We start from the raw sequence: 22539 nt of genomic DNA, 5'->3' as shown, positions 1-22539 counted from the left end.
TTATAACTAGAAAGCATCTTATTTTCTTCATTGAAAAAAGGCTTTCTTTCTGCTATAATCGTATAAAATACTTACTTTAGGAGTTCTTATGAAAGTTGTTAAATTTGGAGGTAGCTCTCTTGCCTCTGCTGGTCAATTAGAAAAAGTTTTAAACATCGTCAAAAGCGATAAAGAGCGCCGTTTTGTAGTTGTTTCTGCGCCTGGTAAACGCAATGCCGAAGATACTAAGGTTACGGATGCCTTGATTAAATACTACCGTGACTATGTTGCTGGTAACGATATTAGCAAGAGCCAAAGCTGGATTATCGACCGCTATGCTGCTATGGTTAGCGAATTGGGACTGAAACCAGCTGTTTTAGAAAAAATCTCTAAAAGCATTCGCGCCTTGGCCACTCTTCCTATCGAAGAAAATGAATTTCTCTACGATACCTTCCTAGCAGCCGGTGAAAATAACAATGCTAAATTGATTGCTGCCTATTTTAACCAAAATGGTATTGATGCACGCTATGTGCACCCTAGAGAAGCGGGTATTGTAGTCACAAGTGAACCTGGTCACGCTCGCATCATTCCATCAAGTTATGACAAGATTGAAGAATTGACAAATGCAAATGAAGTCCTTGTCATTCCTGGTTTCTTTGGTGTTACTAAGGAAAATCAAATCTGTACCTTCTCACGTGGCGGCTCTGATATCACTGGTTCAATCATTGCTGCTGGTGTCAAAGCTGACCTCTATGAAAACTTTACGGACGTTGATGGTATCTTTGCAGCCCACCCTGGTATTATCCACCAACCACACTCGATTCCTGAGTTAACCTATCGTGAAATGCGTGAGTTGGCCTATGCAGGTTTCTCAGTCCTTCATGACGAAGCCCTTCTACCTGCCTACCGCGGAAAAATTCCTCTCGTTATCAAGAATACCAACAACCCTGACCATCCAGGTACTCGTATCGTTCTAAAACATAGTAGTGACAAGTTCCCAGTTGTGGGAATTGCTGGTGACTCTGGCTTTGTCAGCATCAACATGTCTAAATACCTCATGAACCGCGAGGTTGGATTTGGACGCAAGGTTCTACAAATCCTTGAAGATCTTAACATCGGTTGGGAACATATGCCAACAGGTATTGACGATCTTTCAATCATCCTCCGTTCTCGCGAACTAACTCCTATCAAGGAAGAAGAAATCCTGCGTCAGTTGGTGCAAAAGGCTGAAGTAGACCATGCAGAAATCGAACACGACCTTTCAATCATTATGATTGTTGGAGAAAAGATGAAGAGTCACATTGGAGTGACTGCTACTGCAACTCGCGCTCTATCTGAAAACAAGATCAACATCCAGATGATGTCTCAAGGTTCTAGTGAAGTTTCTATCATGTTCGTTGTAAATAAAGACCAAGAGAAAGCAGCTATCAAAGCCCTCTACAATGCCTTTTTCGGCGAAAGTAAGGAAGACTAGACATGGCCCAATCTCTTAACAAAACAGTGCTTCTCAATACCACAGGCACTTCCTACCTCTCTATAGCTGGGAAAGTTGGGAAATTTCTTGTCGGAGATCAGGCTCTAGAATTTTACCCAGATGTCAATGTTGAACAATTTATCCAGATTCCTTGGAGCCATATCAACCAAATTGGAGCTAACGTTTCTGGTCGCAAAATCAGTCGCCACTTCGAAGTCTTTACAGACAGAGGAAAATTCCTCTTTGCTTCAAAAGATTCAGGTGCCATTCTCAAAATTGCACGCGAAAAACTGGGCAATGACAAGGTCGTCAAACTTCCTACCCTGATTCAGACAATTATCCAAAAATTTAAAAATCTATTTGCAAAAAAGTAGAAACTTTAGTATAATCATAGCAACGGATAAGTAGGTTATCTTCTTCTTTCAGAAAGTCTGCGGGTGCTGCGAGCAGATAGGAGGGATAGGTGAAATTCTACCGTTAGTAACAATTACATATACAATCAAGTGCACACCTGTGAAGTTGGATGGAACCGTGGCCCTGCCACTCCAACGCTTTGTCAGGTGTGCTTTTTTCATAAAGGAGTTCTTATGTTAGATATCAAACGTATTCGTACAGACTTTGATGCTGTCGCAGAAAAATTAGCTACACGTGGTGTAGATGCTGCTGTCTTGAATGAGATGAAAGAAATCGATGCTAAACGTCGTGACATTTTGGTCAAGGTTGAAACTTTAAAAGCAGAACGTAACACAGTTTCAGCTGAGATTGCTCAAGCCAAACGCAACAAGGAAAATGCAGATGACAAGATTGCTGCCATGCAAAATCTATCTGCTGAAGTCAAAGCCTTGGATGCTGAATTGGCAGAAATCGATGCTAAATTGACAGAATTTACCACTACTCTTCCAAACATTCCAGCTGACAGTGTTCCTGTTGGGGCTGATGAAGATGACAATGTGGAAGTTCGCCGTTGGGGTACTCCACGCGAATTTGACTTCGAACCTAAAGCTCACTGGGATCTTGGTGAAGACTTGGGTATCCTTGACTGGGAACGCGGTGGTAAAGTTACGGGCGCTCGCTTCCTCTTCTATAAAGGCCTCGGTGCTCGTTTGGAACGTGCTATCTACAACTTTATGTTGGATGAACATGGTAAAGAAGGCTATACTGAAGTCATCACTCCTTACATGGTTAACCATGATTCTATGTTTGGTACTGGTCAATATCCAAAATTCAAGGAAGATACTTTTGAACTCAGCGACAGCAATTATGTCCTTATTCCTACAGCTGAAGTTCCTCTAACAAACTACTACCGTGATGAAATTCTTGACGGTAAAGACCTGCCAATCTACTTCACTGCTATGAGCCCTTCATTCCGTTCTGAGGCTGGTTCTGCTGGTCGTGATACTCGTGGCTTGATCCGTTTGCACCAATTCCACAAGGTTGAAATGGTTAAATTTGCCAAACCAGAAGAATCTTACGAAGAATTGGAAAAAATGACAGCCAACGCTGAAAATATCCTTCAAAAACTCAACCTTCCATACCGTGTCGTTGCGCTTTCTACTGGAGATATGGGCTTCTCAGCTGCTAAGACTTACGACTTGGAAGTTTGGATTCCAGCACAAAATACCTACCGTGAAATCTCAAGCTGTTCAAACACAGAAGATTTCCAAGCCCGTCGCGCTCAAATTCGTTACCGTGATGAAGCAGATGGCAAGGTTAAATTGCTCCACACCTTGAACGGTTCTGGACTTGCAGTTGGACGTACAGTGGCTGCTATTCTTGAAAACTACCAAAACGCAGATGGTTCTGTAACCATTCCAGAAGCACTTCGTCCATATATGGGTGGAGCTGAAGTTATCAAACCATAAAAAATAAGGTTTAGCTATTTCTAGCTAGACCTTTTTTCGTAACCAAATCAGATAAGCACCCAAGACAAAGAATAAAATAGTTAGGCATATAACGGTTTCAGCCACTACCAAATAATCCAGAAATGGAAGTTTCAAGATTCCTTGAGCCATCTTGAGAGAAGTAGCTGTAATAATGGTTGGGAAAGTGAGGGCTGAGAAAGCTGGTTGAAAGCCTTGTTTTAAAATATTGGGTAGGCGAGTTAAAACAAAGAAAAAGAAGGATTGAGAAGCCAAAATCATGACGATTAAGAGCCAAGTCGGTAGGTTGGCTCCTCCAACTCGAACTAGAGAAGCCAAGAGTAGAGAGAAGGGAGCACAGTAGATTCCTTCTTGGCCAAGCAAGGCTAATGGGAGAGGATGTTTCTTTAAATCGCTATAAATAAGGGGATAAAGATAGAAGGTTAGGAGAAAACCAAAACTCAAGGTTGCATAGGCAATTTCGATAATGCCTACAAGAGGATAGGTCAAGGCAGCCACCGCTATCCCCACATAGAGAACCGTCCAGCTCGGTGTCGCATTGACTCTCTTACCTGGACAGGCAAATTTAACTGTAAAACCAGCAATCAAGGCCAAATCCAAGATAAATGAAAACCACCAGAGCCCTTGCGCTACCAAAGGAAGATGAGGGAAGACGCGAAAAACATAGGTAGATAAAATCATCCCAGCCATAGGAAAAGTGGCCATCCCTGACAAAAGAGGGGGCTTGGTCAATTCTTGCTTGGTTTCCTTCCAATTAAACATATGCAGAATTAGAAAGTAAATCCACAAAACCAAGCCAGTCAGACTAAATAGATGTGACAGAACTGGCAACATATCTAAAACGAGATTTCCAGCTCCTGCCAAACCTAGCAAACAACCAGAAAATACTAAGGGGAGTTTTTTCATCCTAACCTCCAATAATCATGTTAGTTTCAGTATAGCATAAAAGCGCTTAAATGAGGACTTAAAAAAACGAAGTCCGATTATTTCAGACTTCATTTTACTCAGATATGAATTAGGCATAAGGTTGCAATTCTGGGTTAATTGGTGTATTGGCTAGGTTATTGGCATAGTTACAGAGGCTTGCTAGGCTGACACCAAGAACCACATCCAAGGCATTTTGTTGGGTGTAACCAGCTTCTAAAAACTCAGCCAAGGCTTCATCTCCTACACGACCCTTGGTATTGATAACTGCCAAGGTAAACTTAGCCAGAGTGTCCAATTTAGGATCTGTTTCAATTGGAGTACGATTACGAAGAGCTTGTAGAAGATCATCATTCATCTGGATTTGTTTTATTGAAAAGGCTGTGTGACCTGCGACGCAGAAGGCACAACCATTAGTTACTGCTGCCGTGATTTGCACTACTTCACGCTCAACAGGTGTCAGGCTGTTGCGACGGTTGATGGCTCCGACAGTTCTGTAGGCTTCTAAGGCAGTAGGTGCATTAGCCAAGAGACCAATTAGGTTAGGAATATAGCCATTGTTATCTTTTTCTACTGTTTCAAGAACCTCTTTCACTTCTGCTGGCGCTGATTCGACTGTATGGATGGTAAATGTTGTCATCATAAAACCTCTTTTCATGTTGTTGAAATCTAGTCTATCACAGATTCTATGTCGTGTATAATATATATTTTAAATTACACTGATAGAAATTTTTTATGAAAGCAAAAAAATCACACGCGATGTGTGATTCCATTATTTATTAAAATACTTTTTAGTCTCAGCAATAATGACTGGAGATAAAACTAAGAGGGCAATCAAGTTCGGCAGAGCCATCAAGGCATTGACAATATCTGCGATAATCCAAACCATATCCAACTCGATAAATCCTCCCAACAAGACCATGAGTACAAAGACCACACGGTAGAGCCAGATAAAGCGAACCCCAAAGAGAAACTCGAAACAGCGTTCTCCGTAATAGTTCCAACCTAGAATCGTTGTAAAGGCAAAGAGCACAAGGAAGATGGTCAAAAGGGCAGGTCCAAAGTGTGAAAAGACTGTTGAGAAGGCTGACTGAGTCAAGGCAACCCCATTCAAATCACCACTCCAAACACCAGTTACCAAGATGGTCAAACCAGTCAGAGTACAGATAATGAGAGTGTCAATAAAGGTTCCAGTCATGGAAATCAAGCCTTGCTCTACTGGTTCATTTGTCTTAGCCGCAGCCGCTGCAATGGGAGCAGAACCCAGACCAGATTCGTTTGAGAACACACCACGCGCCACACCATTTTGAATAGCCATCCGAATGCTAGCACCGGCAAATCCACCTACCGCAGCAACTGGACTAAAAGCCGATGTCAAGATTAAAGCGATTGTGGCAGGAATTTTTCCAATATTAAAGAAAATTACTGTAAGAGTTCCCAAAATATAAATGATAGCCATAAAAGGAACCACAGTAGTTGAAACCTTTGAAATGGACTTGAGTCCGCCAAAGACAGCAATCGCTACAAAGACAGACAACACAAGAGCCGTGATAGCTGGCGAAATAGTCGTTGTATTCTGGATAGATTCAGTAATCGAGTTAACTTGAGTGAAGGTTCCGATTCCCAATAAAGCTACTAGCACACCTGCCAGGGCAAAGAAGATAGCAAGGGGACGCCACTTTTCTCCCATCCCTAGAAGAATATAGTGCATGGGACCTCCCGCCACTGCACCATGGTCATCCTTGGTGCGGTATTTGATAGCTAACAGTCCCTCCGCATACTTAGTAGCCATTCCAAAGAAAGCAGCCATCCACATCCAAAAGAGAGCTCCTGGTCCACCAACCTTGATAGCCGTCGCCACCCCGATAATATTTCCCGTACCAACTGTCGCTGCTAGGGCTGTACACAAGGCCGCAAAGCTGGATACATCTCCATGCCCCTTATCCTTGGTAAAAATAAGCTGGAAGGCCTTGGGCAGACGCAAAACCTGCAAGAGGCCTAGACGGGCAGTTAGGTAAATCCCTGTTCCGACCAATAAAATCAAGAGGGGTGGGCCCCAAGCAAAAGCATCAATTGATTTAAGCAATTCTAACATTTCCTTCTCCTATCTTTTCAACCCCAAAAGAAAGAGCACATGCAAGATACATGTACTCTGGAATGCTTAGATAAATGCTAAAAAGCGGTCTATCCTAGCTCTGTCCTTTTACCTGAGAGTTTGAGCAGTTACCTGCCTTGCCCCTTCGGTGCCTTTACGGTCTCTCCAGAGTTCCGTCCATTTACAGTCATGGAAAATCAAACAATTCTCCACTTCTATTAAACTTCATTCGGTGTTGGTATTTAATTGATTCTTATTTTACAAAAAATGTTGGTTTTTGTCAATGTGTTTATTAGTAAAACTTAATTCAACAGTTTTTACTGTGTAAATCCCGGAATACTTCTATCCTTTAAAAGTCACAATAGTTGCACCACTGCCCCCAGCATTTTGCGGGGCATAGCCGAAACTCTTGACATGCTTGTTTCTTTGTAGGTATTTGGTGACTCCTTCACGGATGACACCTGTACCGATACCATGGATGATATCGACTTGCGCCATATTGTTAAGCAGGGCTTGGTCGATAAAGGCATCTAGCTCATTCATAGCCTCTTCATAACGTTTGCCTCGAAGATCCAGTCTGGCTTGTGGACCACGACCAGAAGTCCGTTTCACAACATTGACTTGTTTCTTCTTAACTTGCTTTTCTTGCTGAGCCTGAACGAGGTCAAATTCTTTCTCTTCCAAGGTCATCTTGATTAAACCGACTTGTGCTTCCCAGCGACCATCCTTAAGTTGACTGGTCAAGGTACCACGCTGTCCATAACTGAGAACAACGATATCATCTCCCACCTTTGGAGCACGTTTTTTCTTGGCCTTTTGAAGAACCTTATTTTTAGACAAATCTACTTTTTCAGGAGCTAATTTTTTCAGCTTGGCCTTGGCTTCAATGATTTCGTGGGGCTTGAGTTGAGATTTACTGTGGAGATTTTTAAGAATCTGGTCACTTTCACTGAGGGCCATGTCCACAATCTCAGCAGCCTGTTCACGCGCCTTGTTAAGCTCGGTTTCCTTTTCACGATTGAGCTCGTTGTAAAGTTTTTTGAGAGCACGGTTCATCTTGAGATTTTCTTGCTCCACCTCACGGATATTGTCCAAGCGTTTACGACTTTCCAGCGTCTGCTCTTCCAGTTGCTCAATAATCCGGTTGACATCATTGTCCTGATTGACCTGCTGACTGGCATCCCCTACGATAACTTCAGATAGGCCTAGACGTTTGGCAATCTCAAAGGCATTGCTTCGGCCAGGAACTCCCTGCATAAAGCGATAGGTCGGGCGAAGAGTTGCAGTATCAAACTCCATGCTGGCATTTTGCACAAAGGCTGTCTCAATACCGTAAGCCTTGAGTTCTGGATAGTGGGTTGTCGCCATAGTCTTGACTTGACGCAGGCGAAGGTCCTCCAGAATAGCCATGGCAAGGGCAGCTCCCTCTTGAGGGTCTGTACCAGCCCCCAACTCATCCAAGAGTAAGAGTGAATGTTGGTTGACCTTGCCAAGAATATCCACAATATTGGTCATGTGGCTAGAGAAAGTAGACAAACTCTGTTCAATAGATTGCTCATCGCCAATATCAGCAAAGATTTCTTCAAAAATACCAACACGACTTCCCTTATCTGCTAAAATCGGCAAACCGGACTGAGCCATAATCTGCGTCAAGCCCAGAGTTTTGAGCATGATGGTCTTACCACCAGTATTGGGACCTGTAATGACAATGGCTGTTAAATCTTGGCCAAAATGGACATCATTTGCGACGGCATTTTTGACCAAAGGATGGCAGACATGGAGCAGTTGAATTTCTTGATTTTCTGACAGCTGAGGTACGACTGCTTGCCTTTCTTGGATAAAGCGAACCTTGGCACGAATCAAGTCCAGATGACCGATAATCCAAGCATCATTGGCAATCTCAGCCGCATGAGGGCGAACACGCTCAGAAATTTCTTGGAGAATGCGAAGCATTTCATAGCGCTCATCTGCTCGCAAACTGGCAATTTCTTCGCTCAGTTTGACCACCTCACGGGGTTCGATATAGACGGTATTTCCACTAGCAGAAATATCATGAACGACACCTGCAATCTTATTGCGGTAGGTGTTTTTGACTGGTAAAACCTGACGGCCATTTCTGCTGGCAACAATCCCTTCTGTCAACATCTGCGCTTTTTGCTTGAGCAGGTCCTGTAAAACATCGCGTACCTGACTCTCGCTATCATGGATTTTTCGACGGATGCGCGCTAATTCTTCACTGGCAAAATTTTCAATGAAACCTGCATCATTAAAGGCTTGGAGATTTCCTTGTAATTGCGGAAAATCATGTAATTTCTCAAACCAAAGAGCTAATTCTTCCAAGCTAACATTTTCCAGATTGTCGTAAAAACTTTGCAGCTCTCGGCTAGACAGAAGCACGCGCTTCAAGAGGAGGAACTCCTCAATATTGAGGTCTGCGCCCATCTCCAAACGCTTGCAGACTCCTGCGATTTCCTTAGTTGCGAGAATGGTAAAATGCGGTTGCTCGACAAAGAGATCCTGCATCTCCTTCATCTCAGCAAAAGCCTGTTTGATTTTATCCGCTTTGGCAGTCGGAGCCAGCTGTCTCAATTGCTCCAAGCCCTGCTCGGTCAACAAATGAGGTTCAAACAAGGCCTTAACCTTATTGAACTCTAATGTTTCTAATATTTTCTTGTTCATCTTTATTTCCTTGTCTTTGAATATCTAGGTGTATTATACTCAATGAAAATCAAAAAGCAAACTAGGAAGCTAGCCACAGGTTGCTCAAAACAGTGTTTTGAGGTTGCAGATGGAAGCTGACGTGGTTTGAAGAGATTTTCGAAGAGTATTAGCTTTTTACATTCTGATAGATTCTAGTCAATCTGTAAACAAAGGGCTAGGAAAACTCCTGCCCTTTTTATCCGATTAAATTTGTCACCCAGATTTGTTTGAGCCAACTGGTTGTTACCGGTATGCTCTGGATGATGTGTTTTGCGACGATACTCTTTTCAAGAGGATTTTGAATAGCTGCCATGGGAATGGTCGCCAAGATGGTCAAGGCCATTTGCAAGACAAATAAGGTCACCAACATAGACAAGATACCTGCTGAAACTTGGAACAACTTGCCACCCAGTTTTTTACTAGGAAGTAAGTGTAATAGGAGACCAAGCAAACGACCGATGCTATAGACAATCCCAAACACAAGCAAGTAGCCGATACCTGCGTAAAAGACCTTATCCAACTGGAAAAGTTGATCCGATGGGAAGAAGAAGGTTCCCTGACCTTCCTGCGGATTTGCATAAGGGAGCAATAAATGGAATTGCTCTCCCAGCCCCTTGTAAAACTGGCCAGCCATAAAAGCCGATGCCATGGCTGAAATCAGGTAATAAACCTGTAAGAGCAGGCCTCTCCGATAGCCGATATAAAATCCCCAAGCCAAGACCAATAGAAGAAGGAGTGAAATCATAAGGGATCCTCAATCTTGCTCTGTTCTTGCTTGCAAGTCACAAGCTTGTGACGGAGTTCTTCTAACTCTTGCTCCTTATCGTCAAATTCAATCTCACGGCTGAGCTGAGTTGACAAACAGTTGACTGCCAACAAAAGAGCGATTGTTTCATCGTCTGCACTAGGCATTTGTTCTTTAATTGCTTGGTATTTTTCTGTCGCAACCTTGGCAATCTCCTCCATAAAAAGGTTATCATGCTCGCTTGTCAAGGTTAATGATTTTTTCCCGAATGTAAATTTGAATCGATTTAGATTTGCCATAAAATTCACCTCACGATATTATACCAAAATTCGCTAATTTTGTCAGTTTTTACAAATTTGCCTGCTTTTATGATACAATAGAAACTATGGCAAGTATAACACTCACACCAAGTGAAAAGGAGATTCAGGCTTTTCTTGAACACTATCAAACCAGTCTGGCTCCCAGCAAGAATCCCTATATTCGCTACTTTTTGCGACTACCTCAAGCAACGGCTTCTATCTATACTTCTGGAAAGGTCTTGCTTCAGGGTGAAGGAGCTGAGAAATACGCTCGTTTCTTTGGCTATCAAGTTGTAGAGGAAACCAGCGGACAAAATTTCCCTTTAATTGGGACAGATGAGGTGGGAAATGGTTCCTACTTTGGTGGACTTGCAGTTGTGGCTTCCTTTGTCACACCTGACCAGCATGACTTCTTGAGAAAACTCGGTGTGGGGGATTCTAAGACTCTGACCGACCAAAAGATCCGTCAGATTGCCCCTATTCTCAAGGAAAAAATCCAGCACCAGGCACTGCTTCTCTCACCAAGCAAGTACAACGAGGTCATCGGAGACCGCTACAATGCTGTTTCGGTTAAAGTAGCCCTCCATAATCAGGCTATCTATCTCCTCCTTCAAAAAGGTGTTCAGCCTGAGAAAATTGTGATTGATGCCTTTACCAGTGCTAAAAATTATGACAAGTACTTGGCACAAGAGGCCAATCGTTTCAGCAATCCTATCAGCTTAGAAGAAAAGGCTGAGGGCAAATACTTGGCTGTCGCAGTTTCTTCTGTCATTGCGCGTGATCTCTTTCTGGAAAATCTAGAAAATCTGGGACGAGAACTGGGCTATCAACTTCCAAGTGGAGCTGGAACGGCTTCTGACAAGGTGGCTAGCCAGATTTTACAAGCCTATGGTATGCAGGGACTCAATTTCTGCGCCAAATTGCACTTTAAAAATACTGAAAAAGCTAAAAAACGCTTAGAAAGGTAAGTTATGAATTCATTTAAAAGTTTCCTAAAAGAGTGGGGATTGTTCCTCCTGATTCTGTCATTACTAGCTTTAAGTCGTATCTTTTTTTGGAGTAATGTCCGCGTAGAAGGGCATTCCATGGATCCTACCCTAGCGGATGGCGAAATTCTTTTTGTTGTCAAACACCTCCCTATTGACCGTTTTGATATCGTGGTGGCCCATGAGGAAGATGGCAATAAGGACATTGTCAAACGTGTCATCGGAATACCTGGCGACACCATCCGTTACGAAAACGATAAACTTTACATCAATGACAAAGAGACAGATGAACCTTACCTAGCTGATTATATCAAACGCTTCAAGGATGACAAACTCCAAAGTACCTACTCAGGCAAGGGATTTGAAGGAAATAAAGGAACTTTCTTTAGAAGTATCGCTCAAAAAGCCCAAGCCTTCACAGTTGATGTCAACTACAACACCAACTTTAGCTTTACTGTCCCAGAAGGAGAATACCTTCTCCTCGGAGATGACCGTTTGGTTTCTAGCGACAGCCGCCACGTAGGTACCTTTAAAGCAAAAGATATCACAGGGGAAGCTAAATTCCGCTTCTGGCCAATCACCCGTATCGGAACATTTTAAGAGACCTAAGAGGCCGAGAATCACCAATCTCAGCCTCTTCTTCTATCGTGAGAAGATGATTATTTATTGACTATAATATCCCCCAACTCTCACCTATTCATGCAAAGGAATTTTATGGAAGTTTATTTTTCAGGAACCATTGAACGGATTATTTTTGAAAATCCCAGCAATTTTTATCGCATCCTTCTCCTAGAAATCGACGATACAGACGCAGAGGATTTTGATGATTTTGAAATCATTGTCACGGGCACCATGGCTGACGTGATTGAGGGAGAAGACTATACTTTTTGGGGACAAATTGTCCAGCACTCCAAGTACGGGGAGCAGCTGCAAATCAGCCGTTATGAACGCGCAAAACCAACTAGCAAAGGGCTTGTCAAATACTTTTCAAGTAGCCATTTCAAAGGAATTGGTCTCAAGACAGCTCAGAAAATCGTGGATACCTATGGCGATAATACCATTGACGAAATTCTGCAACACCCAGAAAAGCTAGAAGGCATCTCAGGACTCTCTGCCAAAAATCGCGAGGCTTTCGTCTCCACCCTCCGTCTCAACTACGGAACGGAGATGGTTTTAGCCAAACTGGCCAACTACGGCATTCCCAATAAACTAGCCTTCCAGATTCAAGATTTTTACAAGGAAGAAACCCTTGATGTGGTTGAAAATTATCCCTACCAGCTGGTTGAGGATATCAAGGGTTTGGGCTTTACCATTGCTGACCAATTAGCGGAAGAACTAGGTATCGAAAGTCAGGCTCCTGAACGCTTCCGCGCCGGTCTAGTTCATAGTCTTTTTCAGACCTGTATGGAAACAGGGGACACCTATGTTGAAGCACGGGATTTGCTAGAACAAACCCTTACTCTCCTTGAGTCTTCTCGCCCCGTGGAACTGGATCCCAGCCAAGTGGCCCAAGAGCTCTCCTACCTGATCGAAGAAGACAAGGTTCAGCAGGTTGATACCAAGATTTTTGACAACAGCCTCTTTTTCGCTGAGGAAGGCATTCGCAGTCACTTGGTTCGTATCCTTGAAAAAGGAAAACAGAAGAGTCATGATTTAGAAACCATTCAAAAACATATCGCTACTGTCGAAAAAGATCTGGAGATTGAGTATGATAGCATTCAAAAACAAGCTATCTGTGATGCTATCCAGAACAAGGTCTTTATTCTGACAGGTGGACCTGGTACTGGTAAGACAACGGTTATCAATGGTATCATCGCTGTTTACGCCCTTTTAGAAGGACTTGACCTCAGGAAAAAAAGCAACCTACCTATTCTTCTTGCTGCTCCAACTGGACGAGCAGCTCGCCGCATGAATGAATTGACAGGTTTGCCTAGCGCGACCATACACCGACATTTAGGAATGACAGGTGACGATGATACCAGTCATCTGGAAGATTATCTGGATGCCGACTTTATCATCGTAGATGAATTCTCCATGGTGGATACTTGGCTGGCCAATCAACTCTTCTCCAACATCTCTTCTAACAGTAAAATTCTCATCGTGGGAGATAGCGATCAGCTACCGTCTGTCAGCCCTGGACAGGTTCTAGCGGATCTGCTTCATATTCCCCTGATTCCTCAGACTCGCTTGGAAAAAATTTACCGGCAAAGCGAAGAATCAACCATCGTTACCCTAGCTAGTCAAATTCGACAGGGCATCTTGCCAGCTGATTTCACCCAGAAAAAAGCTGACCGTTCCTACTTTGAAATTGCTAGCGGCCATATTCCAGCTACGATTGAAAAGATCTTAGGCGCTGCCCTCAGAAGTGGTATCCCTGCCCGTGATATCCAAGTTCTGGCTCCCATGTACCGAGGGACGGCAGGGATTGATGCTATCAATCAGCTCATGCAAGACCTGCTCAATCCACCACAAAAAGATCAACTTAGTTTTGAAGCTCCTCAGTGCCACTATCGTAAGGGCGACAAGGTCATTCATTTGGTCAACGATGCTGAAATCAATGTCTTTAATGGAGATTTGGGAGCTATTACAGACCTGATTCCTGGTAAATACACAGAGTCGAAGCAAGACGAAATTGTCATTGATTTTGATGGCAATGAGGTCTCTTACCCACGTAACGAATGGTACAAGATTCGCTTGGCCTATGCCATGAGTATCCATAAGTCCCAGGGAAGTGAGTTCCCTGTTGTCATCCTACCTATCACCAATGCTAGTAGGCGTATGCTGGAGCGCAATCTCATCTATACAGCCATTACACGTGCCAAAAGCAAGCTTATCTTACTAGGCGAATTACAGGCCTTTGATTATGCTACCCAGCACATCGGAACTGCCCGAAAAACCTATCTGATTGAACGCTTCAGTGATTTACTGGAGAATGTTGAAGAAAAGCAACCAGCTGTCTCTGAAACAACCACATCAAGCACCTCTGAACAATCCTACATCCTGACCGAAGAAAACTGGGACAGCATCCCAGCTATGATTGGGATTACAGATGCAGACCTCAAAGAGATTTTTGGAAAATAGTGCATCAGAAAACCCACCAATTCAGGTGGGATTTTTGTTTATTAAGATTATTTAACTGTTGCTGTGCTTGTAATCAATTCAACAGCTTTTTTGATTGTGATATCGTGTTTCAACATATCAGCTGAAAGCAAGCTTTGTACTTGAGCAACTTCCATGTTGTAGTCTGCTGCCAATTGCTCAACTTCTTTTTGGATTTCTTCTTCTGAAGCGTCAAACCCTTCAGCTTTGGCAACTGCTTCGATAACAAGGTTAGTCTTAGTACGTGACTCAGCTTCTGCTTGGTATTGATTGTGAAGGTCTTCTTGAGTAGTTCCAGTGATTTGGAAGTACATGTCAGGGTTGATACCTTGACGTTGCAAGTTTCCAAGGAATTCGTTTACTGAGCGGTGAACTTCTTCGTGAATCATTTCTTCTGGAAGTTCTACGATTTCAGCGTTTTCTACAGCTTTATCGATTGCCGCACCTTCTACTGCATCTTTGTAAGCTTCTTCTTTAGCAGCAGCCAATTCGTTACGGTATTTTTCTTTCAATTCAGCAAGTGTTTCAACTTCTTCGTCGATGTCTTTTGCAAGCTCATCGTCAAGAGCTGGAACTTCTTTAGCTTTTACTTCGTGGATAGTTGTCACGAATTTAGCTTCTTTACCTGCAAGATCTTCTGCTTGGTAGTCTTCTGGGAATGTTACAACTACGTCAACAGTTTCGCCAGCTGAGTGGCCTACCAATTGGTCTTCGAAACCAGGGATGAATTGACCTGAACCAAGTCCAAGTGAGAAGTTTTCACCTTTTCCGCCATCAAATTCAACACCGTCGATAGAACCAACGAAGTCGATGACAACAGTGTCACCATTTTCAGCAGCAGCTTCTTTGATAACCAATTCAGCCAAGTTGTTGCGTTCACGTTCGATACGCTCTTCAACGTCAGCGTCAGTTACTTCTTTTTCTACATCTACTGATACTTCAAGGTTTTTGTAGTCACCCAATTTTACTTCAGGTTTTGTAACGACTTCAGCAGTGATAACCCAGTCTTGACCTTTTTCCATTGAAGTTACGTCAATTTTTGGTTGAGCAACCACTTCAAGACCAGCTTCTTTTACAGCTGCTTCATAAGCATTTGGCAAAAGAGCGTTCATAACGTCTTGATAAAGTGACTCTTCACCAAATTTTTTGTCGAAGATAGGGCGTGGAAGGTGACCTTTACGGAAACCTGGAACATTAAGAGATTTCTTCACTGAGTTGAAGACACGGTCCAATTCTGGTTTGATTTGGTCTTGAGAGATAGTGAAAGTCAAGACACCACGGTTTGTTTCTTTGTTTTCAAATGATACAGACATTCTGTCATTTCTCCTTAAAATTTTTTAAATACAGTCTATTATAACATAAACGAGCGACTTTTTTCAAGTAATGACTGCGCTTTTCAACGATGGGGGAGGTGCTTACTCGCTTCTTTGATACTAAGTTCAGCCATTCTTTCCTTGTTTTTCTCAATGAAGCATGCTACCCAAGCTGGATTCGTTTTGGAGTAGTCTCTCAGAGCCCAGCCAATGGCTTTATTAATAAAGAATTCTGTTTGATTCAAATTATGAAGCAGAATTTTTTCCATTAATTGAACATTGGTCTTCTCTTTTCTTAACAACTGGTGGTCAATAGCGACTCGTCTCAGCCAGATATTGTCTGACAAGCTCCATTGGAGGATTATTTTTTCCAGTTCCGGCTTGTCATACACCAAACTCCCTACTACGCGATCTAGAATATCCACCGTATCCCACCAAGACTTGGTAACAACCAACCGCTCTAGCTTAGGCAAATCGCTGTCCTTTAGATAAGACTGCATTGCTTTCAAATAATTGGCAGCCACATACTGGTATTCTCTAGACTCTTTTTCCCAGCAAGTATCTACAAAATCCCAATCGATAATCTTTGTTTTTTTCGCTTCTGGAAAGTATTTTTTATAGAGTTTATTTCTTTCTGGCGCCGCAACGCCTAGAAAGGAAAATTGATGGCGCATATAGGCCTCCATAGGCCCTGCTTTTTTAGGATCTTTTGCTGCTTCTAGCTCCTCAAGTAAATCTGTTAGACTCATCTAAAACTCCTCATGCCCCACCAAGTGGTGCTGAAAGGCATAGACAGCCGCCTGGGTGCGGTCGCTGACTTCAAGTTTGGCAAGAATGTTGGACACGTGGGTCTTGACCGTCTTGAGAGAGATAAAAAGTTCGTCGGCGATACGCTGATTTTCGTAGCCCTTGGCGATGAGTTGGAGAACATCTCGCTCACGCGCAGTCAGGTCCTCATGTAGTTCTATGTGATTGCGGTGGTATTCGACCTTCTTGCTGACCTCCTGCTCAATGGCCAACTCGCCAGCAGCCACCTTACGAACGGCATGGAGTAGTTCGTCTGCACTAGAAGTCTTGAGCATATAGCCTTTAGCACCAGCATTCAAAACCGGCATTATTTTTTCATTGTCCAAGTAAGAGGTCACAATCAAAATCTTGGCATCAGGCCATTCTTTAAGGATAGCTAAGGTCGCGTCAATTCCATTCATCTCAGGCATGACGATATCCATGACAATGACATCTGGACGTAATTCCAAGGCCAAGTCAATGCCCTGAGATCCGTTGGATGCTTCACCCACAACTTCTACATCGTCTTGGAGGTCAAAGTAGCTTTTCAAGCCCAATCGGACCATTTCATGGTCATCTACTAGTAAAATTTTCATCTTTACTCCTTTATCATTCCTTATCGAGCAAGGGAATACGGATATCAACTGCCAGCCCTTGCTTGGGAGCTGTTAATAACTGAACCGTTCCTGCCATATCTTCAACCCGCTCCTTGATATTGCGGAGTCCATAACTCAAATCATCGAAGCTCCCCGACTGGAAACCAATCCCATTATCCACCACCTTCAGTTGCAATTCAAGATCCGTCTGATAGAGATAGACATCCAAACAAGAGGCCTGAGCATGGCGGAGAGTATTGCTGATCAATTCTTGCAGAATACGGAAGATATGCTCCTCGATTTTTTTAGGTAATTTCGTCACATTTTGCTTAAAACTAACCTTGAGATCACTCTTGTCCTCAAGCTCTTTTAAGAGGACTTGAATCCCTTCAACCAGACTCTTCTGTTCCAATTCAACCGGTCGCAAATGCAGGAGCAAGACCCGCAAATCCTTCTGGGCGGTTTCTAAAATAGCTGTGACACTCTGCAACTGGGTCTGCATCTTTTCTCTATCCAGTTGCAAAGACTGCTGACTGACACCTGACAAAATCATGTGGGCTGCAAACAACTCCTGACTGACTGTATCGTGCAAATCCCGAGCAATCCGCTTCCGTTCTTTCTCGATGATTTCCTCTTCCCGAGAAAGGCTGTGATTTTCAGCCTTTTGAAGAGCTTCTGTCAAGAGGTTAAGTTTACCTGACAAGGACTTGAAACTGGCATCCAAATCTGGATCTGCAAGCTGAACCACTTCTTGCCCTGCCAACAAACGCTTAAGATTAGCCTGCATTTTTCTTAGAGAAAGCTCTTCGACACCTCGCCAAAACAGAGCTAGGAGACAGGTCATGGACATGCTGAACACCAACAACAAAAAGACAAATTTTTCTGTTTTTTCGACATCGTGCAAGAAAATAGACCAGTCAAAATCAAGAATTTCCAATAAGCTGTGGGAGAGAAACAAGACAAATAGGACAGAGGTGAGGGCAATGATTACATAAGCTTGTTTTTTCATCCTCTGACAACCTCCACATCGCCAATCATAGTGGTCAAGAGAATCTTGACGCTCTTGTTACTCTTGAGATAATCTCTCGTTTCCTGATGATAGTGTTCATTGCGGAGAGCACGCTTGGGCTGATTGAAAAAAGTCAAATCCCCATAGAGACAGTTAACGCTGAGACTGACTTCCACATCTACAGGTACAATGATTTTGGTCGTTCCTATCATCTTTCTGAGGATAATAACATTGTCATGATTGGTTAGGATGACCCTCTCCAGATGAATGGTGTCCTTGCCCATGAGGCGAAATAGATTGATATCATCAAACTGGCAAGTCTGGTAACTTGAAAAATGATGGAGATTTCCAAACCAACGATTTTTCTCCTTCTTAACCGTCACCACCTCTTCAAACACCAAATTGGTCTGCTCTTTTTCTTGGTTCATCATCGGATAAAGAAGAAAGAGGCTGTATATGACCGCAACAAAAATAGCTAGAATCACAAAGGGATTGAGCATAACGATGAAAAAGAAGAGAATGGTTGCCACAATCAAAAGAAGGTTATTTCCCTCTTTACCAGCGTAATAGCGAATCAAAAGCAGAAAGAGGAATAGAATCAGCAGAAAACGCGAAAAATGCTCTGAAACCATCAAAATCAGAGCTCCTGTCAAAAGACAGGCTTCGATAAATAAAAAGATTTTAAATTTTCTCATACATGTATCCTCTCCTTCTATTTTATCACAATTGGAAAAAGTCACCTCGGTCTGAAGATGGAAAAAAGGCGGTGGTTACGCCTTTTTCATCTGATCATTTGCTTCTTTTAGTTTGCCGTAAAGAAGATAGTCTACGTTTTGCAGATCTGATATAGTTGCACAGTTAAGGGCACACATAATGAATCGTAAATCATCTTTCCAGCCTTGAACAATGCCAATCACTTCTTCAACTGTGTAGGTTTCAACCAATTCCAGAACTGTTCGAGACAGTCCCACAGCCTTGGCACCAAAAACCAGACACTTAATCATATCCAGCGGATTCCGAACCCCTCCACTGACCAAAAGTTCGACCTTGTCTTTCCAGTCTTGGGCATTGAAAAGGGCTTGCATAGTAGACTGGCCCCATTGATTGAGATAATCACGCTGACCACTGCGACGATTTTCGATATAAGCAAAGCTGGTACCACCACGACCTGACAGATCAAAGGTTCGAACGCCCAGTTCATAGGCTCTCTCGATGGTCTTTACATCCATCCCAAAGCCTACTTCCTTTAAAACAATAGGAACGGGGATTTGCTTGCTATAGCCTACTAGATGCGATTGCCAGCTTCTGAACTTTCTTTCTCCCTCGGGCATGAGTAATTCCTGCATGACATTAACATGCACTTGCAGAAGAAGAGGATCCATTTCTTCTACAGTCCGAAGTCCCAACTCAACAGGCTTGTCCAATCCAATATTGGTTCCAAGGAGGAGATTTGGATGACTAGATCTGACAGAAAAAGAATCATCTGTTGAATCTTTGAGAGCTGCACTATAAGAACCCGTCACAAACAAAATCCCACAGGCTTCCGCCACCTGAGCCAGCTTTTGATTGATTTCTCGGCCCTTATCACTCCCACCTGTCATGGCATTGATATAAAAGGGAAAGTCCCACTTTCGACCAGCAAATTCTGTGGAAAGATCGATTTCATCCAGGTCATAAAGAGGCAGGGAAGAATGAATCAACTCCACCTCATCAAAGCTATTATAGGAACTTTTCTGCTCAAGGGCATAGCGGATGTGTTCATCCTTACGATTTATCGTCATGTCCTATCCTTTCTTGGTATAAGAGCTCAATCCCCAGATCGGCCCAACGATTTTTTAAGGTTTCAGTTGACTGCACATCAAAACTCAAGGCAATGCCACAGTCACCACCACCAGCGCCGCTACTCTTGGCAACAGCCTGCAAATCTTGACTGGCTTCTTTCAGCTGTCTAAGAGAAGACGTGTAAATATCTGCGCTCAAGCCTTCTAAAAGTTGACTGGCTACTTCTACTTGCTTGATAACTTTTTCGGCTTTCCCCTGCTCCAAGTCTTCTACCAAAGTAGCCACTGTTTCTTTTGAGGAACTTAAAAAATTCTGATTGATATTTTGCTTAATTTGCTTGACCATATCACTAGATACGGCCACTTCCTTGGTCCATCCCACTAGAAAATCACATTCTAAAGTTGGTTTTACTTGTGAAATTGAAAATCCCCAATCACGCTCTAAAACGGTCGCTAAGTTTTCTTCTTCCAACCAAGCAGCCACCCTCCGGCGATCAAATGACTGGTAGAGAATCAAATCCTCTGCTACAATACAGGCAAGGTCCCCCATAGAACCATTGTCTCCGCGCTTGAGCAAGACCGCGCTAGCCAGCTTGAACAAGAGCTCCTGATCAACCGAAAGATTATACAGAGCCAGCAAAGCCTTGATGACCAAAACAACGACGCTACCGCTAGAACCTAGACCAAACTTTTTCCCTTCTCGTTCCATTTTCCCACGAATTTCTAGAGAAAAAGGCCTTAAATCCTGACCTCGATAAGTCAGGAAATCTTCCACCAAAGCAATCGTTTCTTGGATCAAGCTATAGGCAGGATTGGGCGTCAAGTTCACTGCGAAATCAAACATATCTGAGTAGATACGGTAACTATCAGAAAAAGCAATCTCAGCCCTCATATAGATGGGAATAGCCTTTATCAAGGCTAACTGCCCTGGCTCTAAAATAGCATATTCCCCTGCCCAATAGAGTTTTCCGCAAGTTTTAACAGCAATCATCTTGGCTCAAATCCTTTGTTTTTGACACAATCAAGCGATAACGATGACTGAAGATTTCAGATAAATGCTCCAAGTCTTTCTCTTGACAGAGGACCTTAACATTAGGACCGGCATCCATAGTAAAGTAGCAAGATTCTCCTTGCTCACGGAGCTGGCGGACAAAGTCCATGGCTTCATAAGATGCATCCGTCAGATAAGAAAAGGCTGGCGATGCTGTCTTTGTCGTAGCGTGCATAGCCAGGGCATTTTTCTCAGTTAATTCCCCAACCTTGACAAAGTCATTTTCCTTGAGATAAACCAGCATATCCTGATAATCCTTCTCAGACTGACGTACCCAGTCGTCAAAAGTCGTCGAAGTTTCCACACAGAGTTTCATCCCGTCACGGCTAGAGATTGGTTTTTTCTTGTCCTCTAACACCAACATCATCATAGCTAGTTTCAAGTCTGTCTCTACAGGGTAAATTTCTCCACTATCCTTATCCCAGGCACCGAGTGGTCCATAAAAACTCCGAGAAGAAGAGCCTGAGGCAAACTTTGCCTCCTGCGCCAACTGACTCCGATTTAATCCAAGCTTGAAATAAGCATTACAAGCCTTGACCAGGGCGGACAAACCACTAGAACTTGAGGACAGACCCGCCGCGGTAGGCATATTGTTCTGAGTATCAATACGGACAAAGCCCTCACCATCTGGACGATAACGATCAATAATCTTACTCATCTTGGCATGCTCCGCCTCATTTTGTAGCTGACCATTGATATAAAAGGCATCAGCTGTCGCATCCATCGGTAGAGATGACAAAGTCGTCTCCGTGTACATATTTTCCAAAGTCAAAGAAATACTGCTAGTAGCAGGCACCATCTCTTTTTCTTTTTTCTTTCCCCAATATTTGATAATAGCAATATTTGCGTAGGAACGTACTGTTACAGGCTCTCTATCCATGTCTGAACAGCTCCTTTCTCTTCTAATCTTTCTGCTAGTTCTTGTGCGTGTATCAAATTGTCTGCCAAGGCTATGATACAGCCTCCAAGCCCACCACCGCTCATCTTGGCACCTAAAGCACCATGGTTAAGAACCGTTTCTACCAGATGGTCTGCCTCAGGGCTACTAACACCAATTTCTTTTAAATGTAAATGCGCTTGACTGAGGATTTGCCCCAGCCCCTCAGCATCTTTTCGTGAAATCGCATCTTCTGCTTGCTGTGTTAATTCTCCCAAGGCATGCAAAAACGGTAGGGCATCCTTGCCCTTGCTTTGAACCACTTGGATGGCTTCACGAGTATGACCATAAACACCCGTATCGGCAATCACCAAATAGGCGGATAAATCCATCTCAAGCTCTGTAAATCCTACATTCTTAATAAAGCGAATAGGCTGGTCACTGAGACAGGTCTTAGCATCCAAACCACTTGGATTCATATGGGCAATCATCTCAGCCCGATTGACCAAAACTTCTAGTACATCATGAGGCAGTTCTTCCTGATAGTAGTCAAATACCGCACGAATGGCCGCTATGCTGATAGCTGCTGACGAACCCATGCCCCGTTTTTCAGGAATAGCTGAGTCAATCTCACAGCGAATGCAGGCTTCTTTGATATCCAAATACTCCAGTGAAGCATAAACCGCCATGGACAAAGTATCCTCCTCATAGAGACGCCAAGGACTCACTGCAGGAACTACCTTACAAGTCACTTCCACCTCCAAAAGAGGCAGGGAGATAGCAGGATAACCGTAAACAACCGCATGCTCCCCTATTAAAATAATCTTACTATGTGCCTGACCGACACCCACTTTTTTTGTCATGTTTTCCTTTTACTAGACGAAAAAGCCGTCTCATACTCAATGAAAATCAAAAAGCAAACTAGGAAGCTAGCCGCAGGCTGTA

21 protein-coding genes and 1 riboswitch are annotated in these 22539 nt (G+C 43.2%); of the genes, 6 read left to right on the top strand and 15 right to left on the bottom strand.

Features of this window, described 5'->3' with window-relative positions; all coding sequences use genetic code 11:
• Positions 1-88: 88 nt before the first annotated feature.
• The 3 genes from QM424_RS05470 to serS all read left to right on the top strand — a co-directional run bounded on the left by QM424_RS05470 (position 89) and on the right by serS (position 3315).
• A complete protein-coding gene (locus QM424_RS05470) occupies positions 89-1453 on the top strand; it encodes an aspartate kinase (RefSeq protein WP_414393490.1) in 1365 nt (454 codons plus the stop codon).
• Positions 1454-1455: 2 nt separating this feature from the next.
• On the top strand, positions 1456-1827 hold the full coding sequence (locus QM424_RS05465; RefSeq protein WP_414393488.1) for a DUF956 family protein: 372 nt from the start codon (positions 1456-1458) through the stop codon (positions 1825-1827).
• Positions 1828-2040: 213 nt separating this feature from the next.
• On the top strand, positions 2041-3315 hold the full coding sequence (gene serS, locus QM424_RS05460; protein ID WP_033684219.1) for a serine--tRNA ligase: 1275 nt from the start codon (positions 2041-2043) through the stop codon (positions 3313-3315).
• A gap of 24 nt (positions 3316-3339) precedes the next feature.
• Here the strand turns inward: serS and QM424_RS05455 are convergent, their stop codons facing one another.
• The 6 genes from QM424_RS05455 to zapA form a co-directional block, all read right to left on the bottom strand.
• A complete protein-coding gene (locus QM424_RS05455; protein ID WP_414393486.1) occupies positions 3340-4239 on the bottom strand; it encodes a TDT family transporter in 900 nt (299 codons plus the stop codon).
• A 109-nt stretch (positions 4240-4348) separates the two neighbouring features.
• Complete coding sequence (locus tag QM424_RS05450) at positions 4349-4897, bottom strand: carboxymuconolactone decarboxylase family protein (protein ID WP_000206768.1); 549 nt, start codon at positions 4895-4897, stop codon at positions 4349-4351.
• A gap of 132 nt (positions 4898-5029) precedes the next feature.
• Positions 5030-6352 (bottom strand): alanine/glycine:cation symporter family protein, encoded by a 1323-nt coding sequence (locus QM424_RS05445; RefSeq protein WP_414393483.1) that lies wholly within the window; start codon positions 6350-6352, stop codon positions 5030-5032.
• Between the two features lie 90 nt (positions 6353-6442).
• Positions 6443-6531, bottom strand: a riboswitch (glycine riboswitch).
• A 163-nt stretch (positions 6532-6694) separates the two neighbouring features.
• The gene (locus tag QM424_RS05440; RefSeq protein WP_261052888.1) at positions 6695-9031 is read right to left on the bottom strand and encodes an endonuclease MutS2; all 2337 of its coding nucleotides are present in this window, start codon (positions 9029-9031) and stop codon (positions 6695-6697) included.
• 217 nt (positions 9032-9248) lie between these two features.
• The gene (locus QM424_RS05435) at positions 9249-9797 is read right to left on the bottom strand and encodes a CvpA family protein (RefSeq protein ID WP_000624511.1); all 549 of its coding nucleotides are present in this window, start codon (positions 9795-9797) and stop codon (positions 9249-9251) included.
• Positions 9794-10096 carry a cell division protein ZapA gene (gene zapA, locus QM424_RS05430; protein ID WP_237447233.1) on the bottom strand — a complete coding sequence of 101 codons (303 nt, stop codon included), beginning with the start codon at positions 10094-10096 and terminating at the stop codon, positions 9794-9796. The genes QM424_RS05435 and zapA overlap by 4 nt, the downstream gene beginning before the upstream one ends.
• 86 nt (positions 10097-10182) lie before the next feature.
• Between zapA and rnhC the strand changes: the two genes are divergently transcribed.
• From rnhC to recD2, 3 genes are all read left to right on the top strand, one after another.
• Complete coding sequence (gene rnhC, locus QM424_RS05425; protein WP_414393480.1) at positions 10183-11064, top strand: ribonuclease HIII; 882 nt, start codon at positions 10183-10185, stop codon at positions 11062-11064.
• Between the two features lie 3 nt (positions 11065-11067).
• A complete protein-coding gene (gene lepB / locus QM424_RS05420; protein WP_414393478.1) occupies positions 11068-11682 on the top strand; it encodes a signal peptidase I in 615 nt (204 codons plus the stop codon).
• Positions 11683-11796: 114 nt separating this feature from the next.
• Complete coding sequence (recD2, locus tag QM424_RS05415; protein ID WP_414393475.1) at positions 11797-14163, top strand: SF1B family DNA helicase RecD2; 2367 nt, start codon at positions 11797-11799, stop codon at positions 14161-14163.
• Positions 14164-14210: 47 nt separating this feature from the next.
• Here the strand turns inward: recD2 and tig are convergent, their stop codons facing one another.
• From tig to mvk, 9 genes are all read right to left on the bottom strand, one after another.
• Complete coding sequence (gene tig, locus QM424_RS05410; RefSeq protein ID WP_023945612.1) at positions 14211-15494, bottom strand: trigger factor; 1284 nt, start codon at positions 15492-15494, stop codon at positions 14211-14213.
• Positions 15495-15577: 83 nt separating this feature from the next.
• Complete coding sequence (locus tag QM424_RS05405) at positions 15578-16243, bottom strand: DNA alkylation repair protein (protein ID WP_414393473.1); 666 nt, start codon at positions 16241-16243, stop codon at positions 15578-15580.
• Positions 16244-16876: a response regulator transcription factor gene (locus tag QM424_RS05400; protein WP_414393471.1), complete on the bottom strand. Its 633-nt coding sequence runs from the start codon at positions 16874-16876 to the stop codon at positions 16244-16246.
• 13 nt (positions 16877-16889) lie between these two features.
• Complete coding sequence (locus QM424_RS05395; protein WP_414393468.1) at positions 16890-17885, bottom strand: envelope stress sensor histidine kinase LiaS; 996 nt, start codon at positions 17883-17885, stop codon at positions 16890-16892.
• Complete coding sequence (liaF, locus tag QM424_RS05390; RefSeq protein ID WP_414393466.1) at positions 17882-18580, bottom strand: cell wall-active antibiotics response protein LiaF; 699 nt, start codon at positions 18578-18580, stop codon at positions 17882-17884. The genes QM424_RS05395 and liaF overlap by 4 nt, the downstream gene beginning before the upstream one ends.
• A 75-nt stretch (positions 18581-18655) precedes the next feature.
• Positions 18656-19666 carry a type 2 isopentenyl-diphosphate Delta-isomerase gene (gene fni / locus QM424_RS05385; protein WP_414393464.1) on the bottom strand — a complete coding sequence of 337 codons (1011 nt, stop codon included), beginning with the start codon at positions 19664-19666 and terminating at the stop codon, positions 18656-18658.
• A complete protein-coding gene (locus QM424_RS05380; RefSeq protein WP_414393462.1) occupies positions 19650-20657 on the bottom strand; it encodes a phosphomevalonate kinase in 1008 nt (335 codons plus the stop codon). The genes fni and QM424_RS05380 overlap by 17 nt, the downstream gene beginning before the upstream one ends.
• Positions 20644-21597, bottom strand: a complete 954-nt coding sequence (gene mvaD / locus QM424_RS05375) for a diphosphomevalonate decarboxylase (RefSeq protein ID WP_414393460.1) — start codon at positions 21595-21597, stop codon at positions 20644-20646. The genes QM424_RS05380 and mvaD overlap by 14 nt, the downstream gene beginning before the upstream one ends.
• A complete protein-coding gene (mvk, locus tag QM424_RS05370; RefSeq protein WP_414393458.1) occupies positions 21579-22457 on the bottom strand; it encodes a mevalonate kinase in 879 nt (292 codons plus the stop codon). Before mvk ends, mvaD begins: the two co-directional genes overlap by 19 nt.
• Positions 22458-22539 lie beyond the last annotated feature (82 nt).

Origin of the sequence: Streptococcus mitis (genome assembly GCF_047464945.1) — a bacterium.
GTDB classification, from domain to species: Bacteria; Bacillota; Bacilli; order Lactobacillales; family Streptococcaceae; genus Streptococcus; species Streptococcus mitis_EA.
This window is presented reverse-complemented; position numbering and strand designations above follow the sequence as displayed.

What these genes read in the sequence shown, in the direction of transcription:
- QM424_RS05400 (WP_414393471.1), bottom strand. Translation starts at nt 16,876, where the DNA reads ATGAAAATTTTACTAGTAGATGACCATGAAATGGTCCGATTGGGCTTG.
- rnhC (WP_414393480.1), top strand. Translation starts at nt 10,183, where the DNA reads ATGGCAAGTATAACACTCACACCAAGTGAAAAGGAGATTCAGGCTTTT.
- mvaD (WP_414393460.1), bottom strand. Translation starts at nt 21,597, where the DNA reads ATGGATAGAGAGCCTGTAACAGTACGTTCCTACGCAAATATTGCTATT.
- zapA (WP_237447233.1), bottom strand. Translation starts at nt 10,096, where the DNA reads ATGGCAAATCTAAATCGATTCAAATTTACATTCGGGAAAAAATCATTA.
- QM424_RS05395 (WP_414393468.1), bottom strand. Translation starts at nt 17,885, where the DNA reads ATGAAAAAACAAGCTTATGTAATCATTGCCCTCACCTCTGTCCTATTT.
- liaF (WP_414393466.1), bottom strand. Translation starts at nt 18,580, where the DNA reads ATGAGAAAATTTAAAATCTTTTTATTTATCGAAGCCTGTCTTTTGACA.
- QM424_RS05440 (WP_261052888.1), bottom strand. Translation starts at nt 9,031, where the DNA reads ATGAACAAGAAAATATTAGAAACATTAGAGTTCAATAAGGTTAAGGCC.
- QM424_RS05435 (WP_000624511.1), bottom strand. Translation starts at nt 9,797, where the DNA reads ATGATTTCACTCCTTCTTCTATTGGTCTTGGCTTGGGGATTTTATATC.
- lepB (WP_414393478.1), top strand. Translation starts at nt 11,068, where the DNA reads ATGAATTCATTTAAAAGTTTCCTAAAAGAGTGGGGATTGTTCCTCCTG.
- QM424_RS05450 (WP_000206768.1), bottom strand. Translation starts at nt 4,897, where the DNA reads ATGACAACATTTACCATCCATACAGTCGAATCAGCGCCAGCAGAAGTG.
- mvk (WP_414393458.1), bottom strand. Translation starts at nt 22,457, where the DNA reads ATGACAAAAAAAGTGGGTGTCGGTCAGGCACATAGTAAGATTATTTTA.
- QM424_RS05405 (WP_414393473.1), bottom strand. Translation starts at nt 16,243, where the DNA reads ATGAGTCTAACAGATTTACTTGAGGAGCTAGAAGCAGCAAAAGATCCT.
- QM424_RS05380 (WP_414393462.1), bottom strand. Translation starts at nt 20,657, where the DNA reads ATGATTGCTGTTAAAACTTGCGGAAAACTCTATTGGGCAGGGGAATAT.
- recD2 (WP_414393475.1), top strand. Translation starts at nt 11,797, where the DNA reads ATGGAAGTTTATTTTTCAGGAACCATTGAACGGATTATTTTTGAAAAT.
- serS (WP_033684219.1), top strand. Translation starts at nt 2,041, where the DNA reads ATGTTAGATATCAAACGTATTCGTACAGACTTTGATGCTGTCGCAGAA.
- tig (WP_023945612.1), bottom strand. Translation starts at nt 15,494, where the DNA reads ATGTCTGTATCATTTGAAAACAAAGAAACAAACCGTGGTGTCTTGACT.
- QM424_RS05470 (WP_414393490.1), top strand. Translation starts at nt 89, where the DNA reads ATGAAAGTTGTTAAATTTGGAGGTAGCTCTCTTGCCTCTGCTGGTCAA.
- fni (WP_414393464.1), bottom strand. Translation starts at nt 19,666, where the DNA reads ATGACGATAAATCGTAAGGATGAACACATCCGCTATGCCCTTGAGCAG.
- QM424_RS05465 (WP_414393488.1), top strand. Translation starts at nt 1,456, where the DNA reads ATGGCCCAATCTCTTAACAAAACAGTGCTTCTCAATACCACAGGCACT.
- QM424_RS05455 (WP_414393486.1), bottom strand. Translation starts at nt 4,239, where the DNA reads ATGAAAAAACTCCCCTTAGTATTTTCTGGTTGTTTGCTAGGTTTGGCA.
- QM424_RS05445 (WP_414393483.1), bottom strand. Translation starts at nt 6,352, where the DNA reads ATGTTAGAATTGCTTAAATCAATTGATGCTTTTGCTTGGGGCCCACCC.